Origin of the sequence: Acinetobacter defluvii (genome assembly GCF_001704615.3) — a bacterium.
GTDB classification, from domain to species: domain Bacteria; phylum Pseudomonadota; class Gammaproteobacteria; order Pseudomonadales; family Moraxellaceae; genus Acinetobacter; species Acinetobacter defluvii.
Map to the genome: position 1 here is coordinate 1,162,011 of NZ_CP029397.2, position 16,939 is coordinate 1,178,949.

The 16,939-nt window shown below is 36.5% G+C and carries 18 protein-coding genes; 16 read left to right on the plus strand and 2 right to left on the minus strand.

The annotated features are described in order from the left end of the window. The first annotated feature begins 49 nt into the window (after positions 1–49). From DJ533_RS07870 to DJ533_RS07895, 6 genes are all read left to right on the plus strand, one after another. On the plus strand, positions 50–613 hold the full coding sequence (locus DJ533_RS07870) for a lipocalin family protein (RefSeq protein ID WP_065992429.1): 564 nt from the start codon (positions 50–52) through the stop codon (positions 611–613). Between the two features lie 90 nt (positions 614–703). Continuing rightward, entirely contained in the window at positions 704–1,645 is a 942-nt protein-coding gene (gene rarD, locus DJ533_RS07875; protein WP_065991829.1) for an EamA family transporter RarD, read from the plus strand. Positions 1,646–1,856: 211 nt separating this feature from the next. Beyond that, on the plus strand, positions 1,857–3,314 hold the full coding sequence (locus tag DJ533_RS07880) for a glyceraldehyde-3-phosphate dehydrogenase (protein ID WP_065991830.1): 1,458 nt from the start codon (positions 1,857–1,859) through the stop codon (positions 3,312–3,314). 309 nt (positions 3,315–3,623) lie between these two features. Next, positions 3,624–4,361, plus strand: coding sequence for an MFS transporter (locus tag DJ533_RS07885; RefSeq protein ID WP_065991831.1), 738 nt, complete (start codon positions 3,624–3,626; stop codon positions 4,359–4,361). A gap of 4 nt (positions 4,362–4,365) precedes the next feature. Then, the gene (locus tag DJ533_RS07890; RefSeq protein WP_065991832.1) at positions 4,366–5,046 is read left to right on the plus strand and encodes a hypothetical protein; all 681 of its coding nucleotides are present in this window, start codon (positions 4,366–4,368) and stop codon (positions 5,044–5,046) included. Positions 5,047–5,266: 220 nt separating this feature from the next. Next, the gene (locus DJ533_RS07895; RefSeq protein WP_065991833.1) at positions 5,267–5,644 is read left to right on the plus strand and encodes a winged helix-turn-helix transcriptional regulator; all 378 of its coding nucleotides are present in this window, start codon (positions 5,267–5,269) and stop codon (positions 5,642–5,644) included. Between the two features lie 23 nt (positions 5,645–5,667). Here DJ533_RS07895 and prfH read toward each other — a convergent pair whose 3' ends face one another. After that, a complete protein-coding gene (gene prfH, locus DJ533_RS07900) occupies positions 5,668–6,258 on the minus strand; it encodes a peptide chain release factor H (protein WP_065991835.1) in 591 nt (196 codons plus the stop codon). Between the two features lie 414 nt (positions 6,259–6,672). On the opposite strand from prfH, the gene DJ533_RS07905 reads away from it, so the two are divergent. From DJ533_RS07905 to DJ533_RS07945, 9 genes are all read left to right on the plus strand, one after another. Continuing rightward, positions 6,673–8,319, plus strand: a complete 1,647-nt coding sequence (locus tag DJ533_RS07905; protein WP_065991838.1) for an AMP-binding protein — start codon at positions 6,673–6,675, stop codon at positions 8,317–8,319. A gap of 446 nt (positions 8,320–8,765) precedes the next feature. Further along, a complete protein-coding gene (locus DJ533_RS07910; protein ID WP_065991839.1) occupies positions 8,766–9,563 on the plus strand; it encodes a HesA/MoeB/ThiF family protein in 798 nt (265 codons plus the stop codon). A 52-nt stretch (positions 9,564–9,615) separates the two neighbouring features. Continuing rightward, positions 9,616–10,914, plus strand: a complete 1,299-nt coding sequence (locus DJ533_RS07915) for an ABC1 kinase family protein (protein ID WP_065991840.1) — start codon at positions 9,616–9,618, stop codon at positions 10,912–10,914. 127 nt (positions 10,915–11,041) lie between these two features. Beyond that, on the plus strand, positions 11,042–11,422 hold the full coding sequence (gene folB / locus DJ533_RS07920; protein WP_065991841.1) for a dihydroneopterin aldolase: 381 nt from the start codon (positions 11,042–11,044) through the stop codon (positions 11,420–11,422). Beyond that, positions 11,379–11,816 (plus strand): 2-amino-4-hydroxy-6-hydroxymethyldihydropteridine diphosphokinase, encoded by a 438-nt coding sequence (locus DJ533_RS07925; protein ID WP_065991843.1) that lies wholly within the window; start codon positions 11,379–11,381, stop codon positions 11,814–11,816. The genes folB and DJ533_RS07925 overlap by 44 nt, the downstream gene beginning before the upstream one ends. A 261-nt stretch (positions 11,817–12,077) precedes the next feature. Continuing rightward, positions 12,078–12,257 (plus strand): hypothetical protein, encoded by a 180-nt coding sequence (locus DJ533_RS07930; protein WP_065991845.1) that lies wholly within the window; start codon positions 12,078–12,080, stop codon positions 12,255–12,257. Positions 12,258–12,566: 309 nt separating this feature from the next. Then, positions 12,567–13,886 carry an NCS2 family permease gene (locus tag DJ533_RS07935; RefSeq protein WP_065991851.1) on the plus strand — a complete coding sequence of 440 codons (1,320 nt, stop codon included), beginning with the start codon at positions 12,567–12,569 and terminating at the stop codon, positions 13,884–13,886. Positions 13,887–13,978: 92 nt separating this feature from the next. Next, positions 13,979–14,980, plus strand: coding sequence for an adenosine deaminase (locus DJ533_RS07940; RefSeq protein ID WP_065991853.1), 1,002 nt, complete (start codon positions 13,979–13,981; stop codon positions 14,978–14,980). 376 nt (positions 14,981–15,356) lie between these two features. Beyond that, positions 15,357–15,590 (plus strand): hypothetical protein, encoded by a 234-nt coding sequence (locus tag DJ533_RS07945; protein WP_065991854.1) that lies wholly within the window; start codon positions 15,357–15,359, stop codon positions 15,588–15,590. A 118-nt stretch (positions 15,591–15,708) separates the two neighbouring features. Here DJ533_RS07945 and DJ533_RS07950 read toward each other — a convergent pair whose 3' ends face one another. Then, complete coding sequence (locus DJ533_RS07950) at positions 15,709–16,263, minus strand: cytochrome b (protein WP_065992431.1); 555 nt, start codon at positions 16,261–16,263, stop codon at positions 15,709–15,711. A gap of 237 nt (positions 16,264–16,500) precedes the next feature. Here DJ533_RS07950 and DJ533_RS07955 point away from each other — a divergent pair, with 237 nt between their 5' ends. Then, entirely contained in the window at positions 16,501–16,887 is a 387-nt protein-coding gene (locus tag DJ533_RS07955; protein ID WP_065991856.1) for a hypothetical protein, read from the plus strand. Positions 16,888–16,939: the final 52 nt, after the last annotated feature.

A 16,939-nucleotide genomic window follows, 5' to 3' on the forward strand; every position in this document is an offset into this window, starting at 1 on the left:
TGAAGAAATATGAGGGTAGAGTGTGAGTTTAATCAAAAAAATACCCACGATGAGGAATAAAAATAGCCAAATGCTGGTTCGAGGCTTTTTGTTTTTGGGACTGGCATTCAGTACTCAACTCTATGCACAGGATCGTTCACTTGCCACTGTGCCGCATGTAGAACTGGATAAATATCTTGGGCTTTGGTATGAGATTGCACGTAAGCCATTATATTTTCAAAAAGAATGTCAAAAAGATGTCACGGCACGCTATACCATTAATGAGTATGGCAATTTGGCTGTAGATAATCGTTGTATTGATGAGCAAGGTAATGAATTACGCTCTTTGGGAGAAGGGTTTATTAGTAATGAACCGTATAACTCAAAAATAAAAGTGAGTTTTTTACCTGAAGCTGTACGTTGGATGCCTTTTGGACGAGGTGATTATTGGATTTTAAAGGTCGATCCTCAATATCAAATGGCTTTAGTGGGGGAACCGAAACGTAAGTATCTATGGGTTTTGTCACGTACACCGCATCCTGATGAACAAAAAGTCAAAGAATATCTACGTTATGCTCAAACCTTGGGTTTTAGTACAAAAGATATGATTCGTTCTGAACAGACTGAGCCTTAGTGGTGATAAAAATCATTTATACTTGAACTTTCAAATATATCTGAATAATTATGCTTATAATACCTCGCTAAAATGATCTAGAGGTGACAGATGTTTAAAGGTGTAGCATTATCCGTTTTGGCATCGGTCACTTTTGGCGTTTTATATTTTTATAGTCAATTGCTACATGTTTTTGATAATCAACAAACTTTTGGGTGGCGCATCATTTCAACTTTGCCTTTTTTAACGCTATTTATGTTTTATAGTGGTGATTGGGCACACGTTAAAACTATTTACCAACGTATTATCGCCAAACCTGCCTTATTGCTTATTTTGATGCTTAGCTCTGCACTTACTTGTTTCCAACTATGGTTGTTTTTATGGGGACCGATGAATGGACGAGGACTGCAAGTATCCTTGGGCTATTTTTTATTGCCTTTGTTTTTGGTATTGCTAGGCAGTATTTTCTTCAAAGAAAAGTTATCCAAATTACAGTTGTTGGCGGTGGGTTGTGCTGTATTTGGCGTTGGGCATGAAATTTGGCGTTTGGGCAGTATTGCATGGGAAACCATGGCAGTAGCTGTGGGTTATGCACTGTATTTCCTCATTCGTAAGAAAATTCAAACCGATAACTTGGGTGGTTTTTGGTGGGATCTTCTCATTTGCATGCCAGTCGCGATCTATTTTGTGCAAATGGGAAATACACCTTTTGCCTTGTTTATGGAGAATGGCTATTTATGGTTGGTGGTTGCAGGACTTGGTTTACTCAGTGCAATAGGTTTAGGCAGTTATATTTTAGCAAGTCGCTATTTACCCTTGATACTTTTTGGTTTGTTGAGTTATTTAGAACCTGTACTTTTGGCATTGGCATCTTTGGCATTGGGGGAAAATATTACTCCAGATGAATGGCTGACTTATATTCCGATTTGGTGTGCAGTGGGAATTTTGGTCATTGAAGGCAGTTTACATTTGTATGCACAAAAGCGTAATGCACAGAATCTCATCAGAAATGTAGAGAATGTACAACAACGTATCGAAAAAAATAAATCCTAAATCTGCATGTAAAACAGATTTTAAATATGTGGTTTGGTGATTAAGATTAGAAATAATCAGAATAATTATGACTATTTTGTAATTTTATAATGAATATACAACAAAAAGTACTTTGCTGGCTCAGCTTTCGATTCATTCTTAGAGAGAATTCCATTACAATATTGGGGTTTTTAAACTAAGTCTAGATATACATAAAATAGAGGACGTATCTGTGAGCAAAGACACTATCATCGCCCTACACGCAGAGCATCAAGGTCGTTGGAAAAACCGTGAAGAAATCGCGGAACGTATGATTGCTTTAATCGGACAATTATACCGTGAAAAAAATATTGTCACTTCTGTTTACGGTCGTTCTTTAGTGAACCGTTCGGTGATTCAAATCTTAAAAACACATCGCCGTACACGTGTATTAGATGTTGAACTTTCTGTTGTTCATACTTTCCCTATTTTAGAAGCTTTAGCGAAAATAGAAAATATCGGTTCTGCTGAAGTAGACTTAGGTAAACTTGCAGTTGAGTTTAAAGAAAAAGGTGGCGATGTTGATGCATTTGTTGCAAATGCAGTGCAATCTTTGACAGGCAATGCTGCATCTGTAGAGCCTAAAGACGTTGTACTATATGGTTTTGGTCGTATTGGTCGTATCCTTGCACGTTTAATCATTAGCCAATCTGGTTTGGGTCGTGGTTTAAACTTAAAAGCGATCGTGGTTCGTAAATCATCTGATGGTGACTTAGAAAAGCGTGCGTCTTTATTACGCCGTGACTCTATTCATGGTCCATTTGCAGGAACGATTTCTGTAGATGAAGAAAATGAAGCAATCATTGCAAATGGTAACTTTATCAAAGTGATCTATGCATCTAGCCCTGCTGAAGTAGACTACACAGCATATGGTATCGAAAATGCATTAGTGATTGATAATACAGGTAAATGGCGTGACAATGACGGTCTTGCACAACATTTACAATGCCCAGGCGCTGCACGTGTAATCTTGACTGCACCTGGTAAAGGTGACATGAAGAACGTTGTATTTGGTGTGAACCAAGCTGACATTTTAGCTGAAGATAAAATCATCTCTGCTGCAAGCTGTACAACCAATGCTATTACACCAACTTTAAAAGTATTGCATGACAAATATACGGTGATTAATGGTCATGTTGAAACTGTTCACTCATTCACCAATGACCAGAACTTAATCGACAACTATCATAAAGCTGATCGTCGTGGTCGTGCTGCAACATTAAACATGGTGATTACTGAAACGGGTGCTGCAAAAGCAGTTGCAAAAGCATTGCCTGCACTTCAAGGTAAATTGACTGGTAACTCTGTACGTGTGCCTACACCTAACGTTTCGCTTGCGATTTTAAACTTAACTTTAGATAAAGAAGTTGATCGTGAAGAAGTGAATGAATACATTCGTCAAATTTCAATCAATTCAAATCTTCAAGGTCAGATTGGTTATACAAATTCGACTGAAGTTGTATCGTCTGACTTTATCGGTTCACGCACTGCGGGCGTATTTGATGCTCAAGCAACAATTACGTCGGGTAACCGTTTAACTGCATACATCTGGTACGATAACGAAGTGGGTTATAGCTGCCAAGTATTGCGTATCGCTGAACAAATGGGCGGCGTAAGCTATCCAAAAGTGCCTGCTGAAACCACTGCTTAATTTGTAAATCAGTTATAAAAAGAGCCTCAATTGAGGCTCTTTTTTAATTGGCAGGATGTTTATAAAATACTATAAGCGATTTAAATTAAAGTATTATACAAATGAAGAATAAGAAAACTGTATTATTGCAAGTGATCTACTGCAATATACTGAAAATAGAATAGCCATCCATTTTTGATAAAAAATGAATCAATGTGGCGCAAAGTTTGAAAAAAGTAGACAGTTGTCGAACATAAATATACGTTAAGAGTGTCACATTAAGGTTAGAATAGGTGCATTAAAACAAGTAGATAAGCTAAGGATAGTACATTGCAATTTAAGAAATTAGTGATTGGTTTATGCTTTATCATTTTTGCAGCAATTTGTGGTGTACTGATTGCGATATGGGTATTTAAACATTTTAATATTTACATACCGCTTGAAAATCAATCTGTGAGCATTGATTTAAAAGAACCTTTACAAGCGAAAGTAAAAATCCATGAAGCTTTAGATGTTGATGTGACAGGGCGTGTCAATGCTGAGATTCCAATTCATGAAAATCTGAATTTACCCATAACTCAAGCACTTACTCCACGTGTATACTTTGATAATCTCGTTCCAATTCAGACTGTTATCCCAGTACAAGAAGTTTTGAAAGTCGATCAGAATATGCCGATTGATACCAAAGTTCAAGTGAGGGTAATGGGCAAAGATATTACCTTACCGTTGAAAGGTATTATTCCGATTAAAATGGAAGTGCCGATAAACTTACAAGTTCCATTAAATCAACGTGTTCACTTAAAATTTGATGCACCTGTTAGAGCCGTACTTAAAGAAAATTTAAGAATTCCCTTAAATGCGACTTTAAAAACCAATATTCCAATTCAAGGGCATCTAAATGTACCAATTAAATCTAGTTTGGATGCAACAGTCGATGTGAAAAATACGCTACCAGTGAAAATTCAAAAAGGTGATTTAAAAATCCCATTGAATAGCATTAAGTTGTCTAAAAGCGATACTGAAATCCAAGATCAAACGAGCTCTACACCTCAGAAAGTGAAGGAGTAAGGCGATGGCTGTCTTTCATTCTGTTAGAAATTTAATGATTAGCTTTATTGTGGTTGTTTTATTGGTTGCGGTTTTGTTTTGGCTTTATTTGAATGTTCAAGCATCCATGCAAGTTTCCGCACAAAATGCCGAGATACAGTTGTCAGATTCTCTACCAACTCAAATCCATGTAGGGAACTATTTGGAAACACAAGCAATCGGAAGTCTAGATACTGAGTTGAATATCGAACGTAAATTAAATCTGCCTTTAAAAGGGCGTTATCCTGCTGATTTGGCTTTTGTTGTAGAAACACCCATTTCTGTAGATATTGACTATCAGACCAGTATTAAAATTAACACCATCATGCCATTGGATGCCGATACAGACCTAATTTATAAGAATAAATTACTACCAAAGTTTCCAATAAAAGTTGATATTCCTGTGCAACTGGATGTGCCATTTCATTTAAAACGTACCTATCAATTGCCGATTAAAATTATGTTTAGTGGTCCTGTGCAATTTGAATTTGATGATATGTTGAATCTATATGTAAAGCATACATTTAGACCAACATTGAATCTTAATGATCCAATGACCATGAAAAAGATTACCAAGTTTAATGCCACAATGTACAACCGTGAGCGTCAATCATTAGCAGATTTAGGTTTACAGATTGATTTACCTATCAAAAATATACATCCTTAATTGAATAAGAATCATGTAAACAATTACGAGTCAAAATGCTTAAACTTGCTCTTAAGTGGTTAAGTTTTTAGCCTCAAAGAAATGTCTTAATCATGGCTTTATTATAGATTACTACGATTGGTTGTATATTTTTTATACTTAGTGCTATGATATTAAAATCAATACTAACAAATTGTAAGTATATAGCTAGAAGTTAGCTATTTACGGAAGAGAGATTTTGATGAGTACATATGCAACCAGTAAGTTAATCGGGCAAGTTTTGTCGAGTGAATGTCCTTCACGGCAAATATTAGAACATATTACGAGTAAGTGGGCGGTATTGATTCTAAAAAGTTTAAGCGAAGGAGTATTGCGTTTTAGTGAATTGCAACAAAAAATTGAAGGTGTGAGTGAAAAAATGTTGGCGCAAACTCTAAAAACATTAGAACAAGATGGTTTTATTTTAAGAACAGTCTATCCTGAAGTTCCGCCAAAGGTTGAATATCAATTAACTTTTTTAGGTGCACAAGCGGCTGAAAAATTGAATTATTTAATTACTTGGATTGAGCGTAGTTTGCCTGAGATTTTAGAGAATAAACAAAATATTGTAAAAGTTTAAAAATATTGAACAGATCTAAGTCTTTATTTTTTGAAAGATCGGACAGCATTTCCTCTTTCAACGAGCGCATGTTGTAAATGCTGTGTTTGTTTCTGAGTTTCTTTTGCATTTTCTGCGTGTTGCTGAAGTTTAAGGGTAATTAATTCTTTCGCTAAGCGTTTATTAGCATGTTGACTGCGCTCAGACATGACTTTAACACTAATCCCTGATGCGATATGCGTTGCATGAATCGCAGAATCTGTTGTATTAACATGTTGTCCCCCTGCACCCGATGCACGACATGCTTGAAAAATAATTGTGTCATCATGGGGAAGTTGCGCTATTTGTTGACATTGCGTCACCCCCACAAACCAGTTTTTACGTTTGTGATTGGGGCGGATTTTACTTTGAAACGTCCATTGAATTGTGCCTAGCCAAGTATTTAACCAAACTTGTGCATCCTCAGCAACATTACATAAAATAGAAGAATAGCCATAGTGCGTTGCATTCGATTCAATAATTTCTAAATTGATTTGCTGAGTTTTGGCTTCTTTTTGCATTTCTTGTAGCGTGTATTTTACAGCGAGTTCACATTCAGCAGGGCCAAGCGCTGCACTGATTTGTAGTAGAGGCAAATATATTTTCCTTGCTATAGCGGGGATCTTTATTTTCTAGTTTTAAATTTCAGTAGATTGAAATTATATGAAACTTTATCTTTGCAAAGTATATCGTTAAATTTGACTCACTTCAAATATGCTTCAGTTAATGATTTAAAGTAACTTACTTTTATTAAAGCATTAAAAATTGATTGTGTATCACATTAAAATGACATCTTAAACTGGTGCAGGATTCACTTAGTCAATGGATTTGATTTTTTATTGTCCAAAAGCTGCATGTGAATTGCGGTGTTTGGAAATTGTCCCATAATTTTATTCATGATTATCTATAGACATCTTAAGAAATGTTCAATGAGTGAACTTTCAAAACAAAAATGTAAAAGTTCTCAGCAAAACATGAATGTTTGTATGCAGAATAGAGGATGAATTGTCATGAAGACGTTAGAGCAAGCACATCAAGAATTTGATTTTGAAAAATTGATCGCTGAACAATTGGTTGGCACAGTTGATGCGATCAATGCATATAACGAGTGTTGTGGGCGTTATGTTGGGCAAAACAAAGTTGCTTTGATTTGGCAAGGGAAAAATGCTGAGTCAGAACAATGGACATTTGAGCAACTTGCTGACGCTTCAGGAAAATTAGCCAATTACTTTAGCAGTATTGGCATTCAAACTGGCGACTGCATCGCAGGATTATTGCCACGCACACCTGAATTACTCATCACGATTTTAGCAACTTGGCGTATCGGGGCGATTTATCAGCCCTTATTTACGGCTTTTGAATCCAAAGCGATTGAACATCGTCTTGAAACCGCAAATACTCAATTGGTCGTGACCAATCAAGAACAACGAGTCAAACTCAATAATATCGAAGTTCATCGTATTTTAACGGTTTATCAGAATGCGGATGAGAAAAAACTAGACCCTGATTTTTGGCAAGAACTAGAAAAGCAATCTGAACAATGTACGTCAGTCTCGCTGACTTTTGCTGATGATTTTTTAATGATGTTTACTTCAGGCACGACAGGTTTAGCAAAATCAGTACCTGTACCCTTAAAAGCTGTAGTGGCATTTAAAGAATATATGCGTCATGTGGTGGGACTAACTGAACAGGATTCATTTTGGAATTTGGCAGACCCAGGTTGGGCGTATGGTTTGTATTATGGTATTGCAGGTCCATTAGCTTTAGGGCATAGCATCATTATGGATGAGCGTGCATTTAGCGTAGATCATGCTCTTGAGATCATTAAAAAGTATAAAGTGAGTAATCTGACAGGATCACCAACCGCATTTCGTATGTTCTTTGGCTTTAAAGAAAAATTTGATGATTCGATTAAAACACATTTACGAGTCGTCAGTAGTGCAGGTGAACCCTTAACGCCAGAAGTCATTCATTGGTTTAAACACGATTTAAATGTCAATATTTTTGATCAATATGGACAAACTGAACTTGGGATGGTGATTGGCAACCATCATGCGCTTGCTCATCCGATTAAAGTGGGTTCAGCAGGTTTTGCAAACCCTGGGCATCGTTTTGCAGTGTTAAACCAAAATTACGAAGAAGTTGAACGTGGTGGTATTGGAACATTGGCGATAGATTTTTCACAATCTCCTTTAACCTGGTTTAAAGGTTATGGGGGGCATAATCGTAAGTCATTTGTAGGAAATTACTATTTAACAGGAGATACCGTTAAGCTCAATGAATTTGGTGGGGTAGACTTTGTTGGTCGTGCTGACGATGTGATTACAACGTCAGGCTATCGGGTTGGACCTTTTGATGTTGAAAGTACACTTTTAGAATGTGCTGAAGTGTTAGAGTCTGCTGTCATTGGAAAGCCTGACCCAGAACGCACAGAGATTGTAAAAGCATTTGTGGTACTTAAACCGCAAGCTTCGGCATCAGAAGCTGTGGCAACTCGTTTACAAGAATATGTTCGTTCTCGTTTATCGAAGCATTCATACCCAAGAGAAATTGAGTTTGTTGAGTATTTACCCAAAACGTCAAGTGGGAAAATCCAGCGTAATTTATTAAAACAGCAGGAAATCGCAAAATTACAAGGTATCCAACAAGCGGTTTAATTGATTGCAGTCTGTCTCTTTGCACCCGAAAGGGTGCTTTTTTTCAGAGAATACTTAAAACTTAACAAAATCTTTGACTTAATTTTAAAATTAATGTGGAAATTGCAAACCACATTTTACACATTCAGCAATGTGTAGATGTTGTATTTCGTACTCAACAAAATGATGTTTACAGAATAATTGTTTAAATGCTTTAAACACTTGCCATTTACTCCCAACTAAAAGATAAAAAGACCCTAAGCCTATTTAAGAGTTAAATAAGCTGAATGCGGCTTGATTGAATGATGTTACTATACAATAAATTAAAAATGTTTTCAAATTTCAATAATTTAAATTTACTATTATGGCTTTTAACTATTTTTCACGGCATATCTAAAGTTAAGTCTCCATCGCGGTTAAGATCAACTATAATATTTATGAAGTTATACAGATTACTTGGATAGGAAATGCTTGTGACAACAGCACCTGCACTAGATTTAGAGCTGAATGATGCAGAAATGCAGCTTTACTCACGTCAAATTTTGCTTGATGGTTGGGATATTGAAGCGCAAGAAAAATTGAAGTTAGCCAATATCTTGATCGTTGGTTGTGGTGGGATTGGTTGCACAACCGCTGAATTACTTGCACGTGCTGGTGTGGGTAAGATTACACTTATAGATGCAGATACAGTTGAAATCAGTAATTTACAAAGACAAATTGCTTATACAGCACAGGATATTGGTTTTTATAAAGCTGAAATATTAGCGAAAAGGTTACGTCTGATTAATCCATTTTTACAAGTTGAAAGTTTGACAGAAAAACTAGATGAGCAAAATGCCCAATACTTGATTGCACAACAAGATTTGGTTTTAGATGGTTGTGATAATTTCTCAACACGATATTTGGTCAATCAATCCTGTACGCAAAATCATGTTGCCTTAATCAGTGCATCGGCGATCGGTTTTCAAGGACAACTGTTTATGGTAGCAGAACATTCAGCATGTTATGAATGTCTATTCCCTAAAGAAAATCATGAGAATGAAAGTTTACGTTGTGCGGATTCTGGGGTGCTAGCAACCACACCCAATGTGATGGCGAGTTTGCAAGCACATCATGCTTTATTATATTTAGGTTTAAATCAGATGGCTTTAAAACAAAAATTACTTATTTGGGATGGCTTAACAATGAAACAACGAATTTTAGCCTTTGAAAAAGATCAAGATTGTGCAAACTGTCAGGCAAGTCATACAGCAAGGAGTATATAATTTGCTAAACTTGGCTTAATTTATTGCTATTAATTACTTTGTATTTGACATCATGAAAAATAATATATTTTTAGACGGGCTACGCTCCGTTGCTCGTGTGGGTGAAACGGCTGTCATCGCAGCCAAAGCGGGCATTAAGTACGCCACTGAAAAGCCGAGCAATGCCAAACTGATGCGAGAAACTTTTGAGTCTTTAGGCTCAACCTATATAAAACTCGGTCAATTTATTGCCAGTACACCTTCGTTATTCCCACGAGAATATGTCGAGGAATTCCAAGGCTGTTTAGATCAGACACCATATTTACCATTTAGTTATGTACAAGGTGTTTTAGAGCAAGAGTTTGCAGGACGTGATTTGTCTGAAATTTTTGCTTCCATTGAGGAAACACCATTGGCATCTGCATCAATTGCACAAGTGCATGCAGCCAAACTTGTCACTGGCGAAGATGTGGTGATTAAAGTACAAAAGCCAGGTGTCGAAACGATTTTATATACAGATTTAAATGTGCTGCATTGGGCAACAAAACTGCTTGAAAAAGCAGTACCAAAAGTTAAATTTGCATCACTGGCGGATATTGTTGATGAGATCAAAACGCGTATGGTACGTGAAGTTGATTTTATTGAAGAAGCCAAAAACCTAGAGGATTTTGTGAATTATTTGAATGTTTCACAAAATCAGGCAGCAACAGCACCTAAGGTATATCCTCAATATTCAACTCGCCGTGTACTCACCATGCAACGTTTGTATGGTGTACCATTAACCGACTTTGAAGTGGTTAAAAAAGTAGCCAAAGACCCTTCGCAGGTTTTAATTACGGCCATGAACACTTGGTTCGGTAGTTTGATGATGTGTGAAAGTTTTCATGCCGATCTGCATGCCGGTAATCTGATGTTGCTTGAAGATGGGCGAGTGGGTTTTATTGATTTTGGGATTGTGGGGCAGTTAAACCCGCAAGTGTGGACGGCATGTATTGCATTTATGGATGCCTTACAACATACCAATTATCAATTGATGGCTGAAAACATGCTGAAAATGGGCATGACCGATAAGAAAATTGATACCAAAGTTTTGGCAGATGATTTAGAGCGTTTATTTAGTGGTGTACTACTCGCTGATCCTCAGCAAATCATGACATCTAATCCGTCTGATCTAAATGACATTATGCTGGATATGGTTGCGGTCGGTGAGCGTCATGGCATCCGTTTCCCACGTGACTTTGCCTTGCTGTTTAAACAAATGTTGTATTTTGATCGTTTCATGCGTGTTTTAGCACCATATACTGATATTTATGCTGACCAACGTTTACAAATGGTGCAAAATCTTGATCCTGCGACATTGTTAAAGCAGTGATTTAAAGCCTTTCCTTGTTTCAATGTGAGCAACTGTGTTTGGTAAGGGAGGGTATTTTATTATTGAATCCCTCTTATTCCTCCTTTTGAGAGGGGGAGCTTTTAATTAAAATAGAGAATTTTGAGTCATGGATGCAATTATCATTGAAGGTTTAAAAGTCGATACGGTCGTTGGATGCTTTAATTGGGAGCGCCAGATTATTCAACCCCTGTTGTTGGATTTGACTATACATATTGATTTGGAACAGGCTTCAAATTCGGATGAGCTTGAAGATACACTGAATTATGCAGAAATTTGTGAGATTTCAAGCAAAGTCATTCAAGATGCTGCACCAAAATTAATCGAACATGCAGCTAAATTGGTTTTGCATGCACTTTTTACTACCTTTCCTGCAATTGAATCTATTATGATTAGCATCCGTAAGCCTGCAATCATCCCGCAAGCAAACTCTGTAGGAATTCGTCTTGAACGACACCGCAACGATTTTTGCCCTCGCACTGGCGAGTAATCACCAACCAAAACAACATCTTAAAAATGCTTTTGCACAAATTAAAGCTTTGGGTGAAGTGACATTTTCTAAAATTTATTTGATTCCTTGTCGAGATCATATCGGTGAGGATTATTGCAATGCGGCATGTTTATTGCGGAGTCATTTATCTATCCTGGAGATGACTGCATTGTTAAAAAAAATGGAATCAGATTCAGGTCGTGTACGCCCATCCCATCATATCTCTTTAGATATTGATTTAATTGCTTGGGGACAAGATTTAAATCATATGTATTTTAACCCTAAAAAACTGCCTTTGGCTTTAGATGTGAAAATTCCTATGTATGAGATTTGGCAACATGAGATGTTGTTGCATCCTCGACACGCTTTTCCAGAGGTGAATTGTCAGTATTAAATGACGATGAGCGTAGATGGGATGTTTTATTTTTAAAAATAACTTAATAATTTTATGTTTTATTTAAAATATCTTTTTGTATTTAAAATAGTTTTTACAAGTGCTATTTTTTGATCTATGATTTGATAGATCTATTTAAATCAAAACTTTTTAGCCATAACTTTAAAACTCAGTTAAAGGATATTCTTAGCATATCTAAAAATATTCTTTAACAAAATTCAATAAAATGCAAACTTAATCACATTTTTGGTGTTAAGATAAATGAAATTCTCGATAAATAAAAAACTCATGGTCAAGGTCATCGTATTCTTTGTTATTACCGCAATTATTGCAGTTGGATATTGGGTATATGTGGATACAAATAAACGTAAAGAACAAGAAATGCTTAGACTCGCTCAAGAAGCCGATAGCAGTATATTGTCTGTGGGAAATAATCCATAAAGTAACTTGTTAGAAGCAAAGTAATGTGTAAATTATTTAGCATGATTTCGCTATTTTAAAAAAATAAATAAACAATATGGTATAATTTGCCAATCGTATTTAGATAAAGAACAGGTCGCCACTGAAGCAAACCTGAGAATGTATAGAAAGCTGCATTTTTGCAGCTTTTTTAGTTCAAAGTTCTTTATCATTTCTGTCATTTTGGTCTATAAATTGAATGTATTTTTCAAATTTTTTTGATAAGACTCACTTGATTTATGTACAAAAAACCTTATCAACACATAGCTCAATTTTCATAGGGGCTCAACAATGATGACTCCAAATCCTTCTACGGGTTTGCTTGAACGCTTATTCAAACTCAGTGAGAACAAAACGACGTTCAGAACTGAAATCCTTGCTGGTGTAACTACGTTTTTAACCATGTGTTACATCATCATTGTGAATCCTTTAATTCTCTCTGAGACAGGGATGGATCATGGGGCAGTATTTGTTGCAACTTGTTTAGCAGCAGCGATTGGTTGTTTGGTGATGGGGATTGTTGCAAACTACCCAATTGCGCTGGCACCAGGTATGGGGCTGAATGCCTATTTCACTTATTCAGTTTGTATCGGTATGAGTGTGCCTTGGCAAACAGCATTAGCCGCTGTATTTATGTCTGGTCTGATCTTTATTGCGATCAGTATGTTCAAAATCCGTGAAGCGATTGTGAATGCGATTCCGATGTCATTAAAGTTTGCCATCGGTGGCGGGATTGGTTTATTCCTTGCTTTGGTTGCATTAAAAAATGCAGGAATTATTGTTGATAATCCAGCCACTTTGGTCGGTTTAGGGGATTTAAAACAACCAACTGTGTTGTTGGCATTATTTGGTTTTTTCCTTGTCGTAATCATGCATCATTTTAAAGTACGTGGTGCAATTATCATCAGTATCTTAGTGATTACCGCATTATCTACTGTTTTGGGTTATAACGAGTTTAAAGGTGTAGTTGGCTCGATTCCATCTATTGCGCCAACGTTTATGCAAATGGATTTTGAAGGTCTATTTACTGCAAGTTTAATTGGTGTCATTTTCGTATTTTTCCTTGTCGATTTGTTTGACTCAACAGGAACATTGGTTGGTGTTTCGCATCGTGCAGGTTTATTGAAAGAGGGTAAATTACCTCGTTTGAAAAAAGCATTATTTGCCGATTCGACAGCGATTGTGGCAGGTGCTGCACTTGGTACATCATCCACCACCCCTTATATCGAATCTTCGGCAGGTGTAGCAGCAGGTGGGCGTACTGGCTTAACGGCAGTTGTTGTAGGCGTGTTATTTATTGCGTGTTTATTCCTAGCGCCTTTGGCACAGTCAGTACCGAGTTTTGCTACGGCACCAGCGTTATTATTTGTAGGGGTGTTGATGATTCAAGGCATCACCAATATTGAATGGGATGACATCACAGAAGCGGTTCCTGCATTTTTAACCATTGTATTTATGCCGTTTACATATTCAATTGCAGACGGTATTGCGATGGGCTTTATCAGCTACGCATTGGTGAAATTATTTACAGGTAAAGCAGCAACTGTACCATATATGGTATGGATTATTGCAGTACTTTGGGTGATTAAATTTGTTGCATTTGGTGGCTAATTTTCTGTATTAGGAAAAGGGTGTAAACTCAGTTTGCACCCTTTTTTATTTTGAAATGAATGTAAAATTATTTTGGAAATTTGAGGATAAACATGAATAGAAATGAACTCATACGTGCTTTGCCAAAGGCAGAATTGCATGTGCATATTGAAGGAACGTTTGAGCCTGAACTCATGTTTGCGATTGCTCAACGTAATCAGATCGAGATTCCGTATAAATCTGTTGAAGAAGTTAAACAAGCCTATAACTTTCATAACTTACAGTCTTTTCTGGATATTTATTATGCAGGGGCTGCGGTTTTGATTTATGAACAAGATTTTTATGATTTGGCTTGGGCATATTTTGAAAAATGTGCTGAAGACAATGTTGTACATACCGAAATGTTCTTTGATCCACAAACCCATACCGATCGTGGCGTGGCATTTGCAACGGTGATCAATGGTTTGCAACGTGCTTGTGATGATGCACGTGAAAAATTAAACATTAGTTCACATTTAATTATGTGTTTCTTACGACATTTAACTGAAGAAGCCGCATTTGAAACTTTAGCGCAAGCATTGCCATATAAAGATCAAATTATTGGTGTAGGTTTGGACTCAAGTGAAGTGGGGCATCCACCTGAAAAGTTTGAACGTGTCTTTGCCAAAGCCCGTGAAGCAGGATTTTTGATCGTGGCGCATGCGGGTGAAGAAGGTCCTGCGGAGTATGTATGGCAAGCTTTGGATTTACTCAAAGTTAATCGTATTGATCATGGTGTGCGTTCTGAAGAAGATTCAAAACTACTTGAGCGTTTGATTGCAGAAAAAATGCCACTTACGGTTTGTCCATTGAGTAATTTAAAACTCTGTGTGGTGGACGATATGGTTCAACACAACATTCAACGCCTGTTACAACAGGGTGTGCACGTCACTGTCAATTCAGATGATCCTTCTTATTTTGGTGGTTATATGAATGACAATTTCTTTGCGATTGCAGAGGCTTTGGATTTGAGCCATGCTGAATTGAAACAGCTTGCACAAAACTCATTTGAAGCATCCTTTATTTCTGATACAGAAAAGCAAAAATGGACTGAGCAAATTGCTGCATTGAATTGATTTTTGAATGGGATAAAGCGGTATGCTGTTATTGCTTTATCCATTTGATACTCAAACTGATTTGACGGATAAAATAAAAGTCTTTAAATTGAATCTAATAAAATTTCTCTATATTTATCTCGTGATTCATTTGTTATGTTTTGGCATGGTGTTGGCTATGCATGGCGCTTTTCTAAATCCGTATTGGTCGCAAATAAATTAAAAAGAATATACAGAGTTGCTGCATTAACGTATTGTTCAAATTGCACGTGTAGAAAAATAAAAATCCACATAATGTCAGCCCAATCAGTCTGCCTTACTTATTGCAATAGCTTCCAATGTATTTGCAATTTTTCCTAAAAAAGCTTTTATTTCTCATGCTGAACAGCAAACGGTGATGGATATTGAGATTCGAGAGATTGATGATGACGAGAATTATACCCGTGCAAAGGCACAACATTATGCGGATATTCTAAATCAAATTTTGCAAAATTTTAAATTAAAACGTCCTGTATGTGTGGAAACGCTGACACATTTTCCTGAAAATCTAGCTGCACAAAGTCATCAAATTGAATACTTTAATTTAACTTTAACACAAGAAAAAAAGTCCCTATGTAAAAAGAAGGCTTAGTGAAAGCCTTCTTGATTGATTTTATTTTTGCACCTATGATTTTGATTGTAGGGTTATTTTTTAAAATCGTGGGTTTTAGTATTCCCTAAAATCAAGCTATTTTGACTGTTGCGTACAGTTAGTCATGCTGACGAGTCATACTGCGTAATACATTATCTTTATCAATAAAGTGATGTTTCAAAGCTGCTGCAATATGACCAATTAACAATAAACCTGCTGCCCAAGCAATATAAATATGTAAGGGTTTTACAATCGCAGTTAAATCAGGGTTGTCTTGTACAAGTTTTGGAATTTCAAATAAATACAATACAGGTACAGGATGTCCTGCACTCCAACTAAACAAACAACCTGTAATTGGAAGTGCCAAAAGCATGAAATACAGTCCTAAATGACCTAAATGTGCCATTTTCTTCATGCTTGGTGACATGCTATCTGGTAATGTAGGTGCAGGGTGAGTATAGCGCCAAAAAATTCGGATAATTACTAAAAAAATCATTACAGATGCAATATTTTTATGCAAGGTAATGACATCGCCTTTAAAACTACCATCTGTTTCATAACTTAAAAAATTACCGCTATAAAAACCAATGATATAAGCAACGATAAAAATAATTGCCATCAGCCAATGTAGCCACTGCGCTGTTCTCGTATAATATTTTGATTTTTGTGACATTGGATGATGTTCCATGAATTTGTTTAGAGGCATCATATTTATTTTTTTAATCAAATTCAGCACTAAAAATTCAACGAATTGTTTTGTATTTGCAACGCTAGTCAAAAATAGCGATAACATGATGTAAAAATAAGCAATATTGGGGGAAATTACATTTATATAGAAAATTTGAGGTTTAAACTATATGTGACTTTCGGCACAATAGGCACACTGAATTTTCATAACAAGGAATAAATTGTGAAAAAACTCATTGCTTTACTTGCGCCAATCGCTTTGGCTTTAACAGCTTGTGCTTCAACTACAGGTACAACTGGGGGAAATTCAACGGCAACTACTACTACCCAACAACTCGGTACAGCAGCATTAAAAATTGCCATTAATGCAAAATGCACGACTGAGTTGAACAACTTACCTGCATGGCAGACTGCTACTAAACTTATGACAGCTGAACAAAAAACTAATATTCAAGGTGAGATTTGTGGATGTGTCAGTGACAAAGCACCGCAAAGTGTAACAGCTGTCGATTTGGCAACTGCCGCAATTGATCCAGAAGCACGTGCAACAATCGTATCCAATGCCGTCACCAAAACCATTAATGCCTGTGTGGCAGAAGCAGTAAAATAATTTGTGCTATACTCTTAGGAGGCTGATCTTTTCAGCCTCTTTTTTTATGGGT

Coding starts and splice junctions, on each gene's coding strand:
- DJ533_RS07935 (WP_065991851.1), top strand. CDS start 12,567: ATGATGACTCCAAATCCTTCTACGGGTTTGCTTGAACGCTTATTCAAA.
- DJ533_RS07940 (WP_065991853.1), top strand. CDS start 13,979: ATGAATAGAAATGAACTCATACGTGCTTTGCCAAAGGCAGAATTGCAT.
- rarD (WP_065991829.1), top strand. CDS start 704: ATGTTTAAAGGTGTAGCATTATCCGTTTTGGCATCGGTCACTTTTGGC.
- folB (WP_065991841.1), top strand. CDS start 11,042: ATGGATGCAATTATCATTGAAGGTTTAAAAGTCGATACGGTCGTTGGA.
- DJ533_RS07915 (WP_065991840.1), top strand. CDS start 9,616: ATGAAAAATAATATATTTTTAGACGGGCTACGCTCCGTTGCTCGTGTG.
- DJ533_RS07905 (WP_065991838.1), top strand. CDS start 6,673: ATGAAGACGTTAGAGCAAGCACATCAAGAATTTGATTTTGAAAAATTG.
- DJ533_RS07890 (WP_065991832.1), top strand. CDS start 4,366: ATGGCTGTCTTTCATTCTGTTAGAAATTTAATGATTAGCTTTATTGTG.
- DJ533_RS07870 (WP_065992429.1), top strand. CDS start 50: ATGAGGAATAAAAATAGCCAAATGCTGGTTCGAGGCTTTTTGTTTTTG.
- DJ533_RS07945 (WP_065991854.1), top strand. CDS start 15,357: ATGGATATTGAGATTCGAGAGATTGATGATGACGAGAATTATACCCGT.
- DJ533_RS07950 (WP_065992431.1), bottom strand. CDS start 16,263: ATGTCACAAAAATCAAAATATTATACGAGAACAGCGCAGTGGCTACAT.
- DJ533_RS07910 (WP_065991839.1), top strand. CDS start 8,766: ATGCTTGTGACAACAGCACCTGCACTAGATTTAGAGCTGAATGATGCA.
- DJ533_RS07930 (WP_065991845.1), top strand. CDS start 12,078: ATGAAATTCTCGATAAATAAAAAACTCATGGTCAAGGTCATCGTATTC.
- DJ533_RS07895 (WP_065991833.1), top strand. CDS start 5,267: ATGAGTACATATGCAACCAGTAAGTTAATCGGGCAAGTTTTGTCGAGT.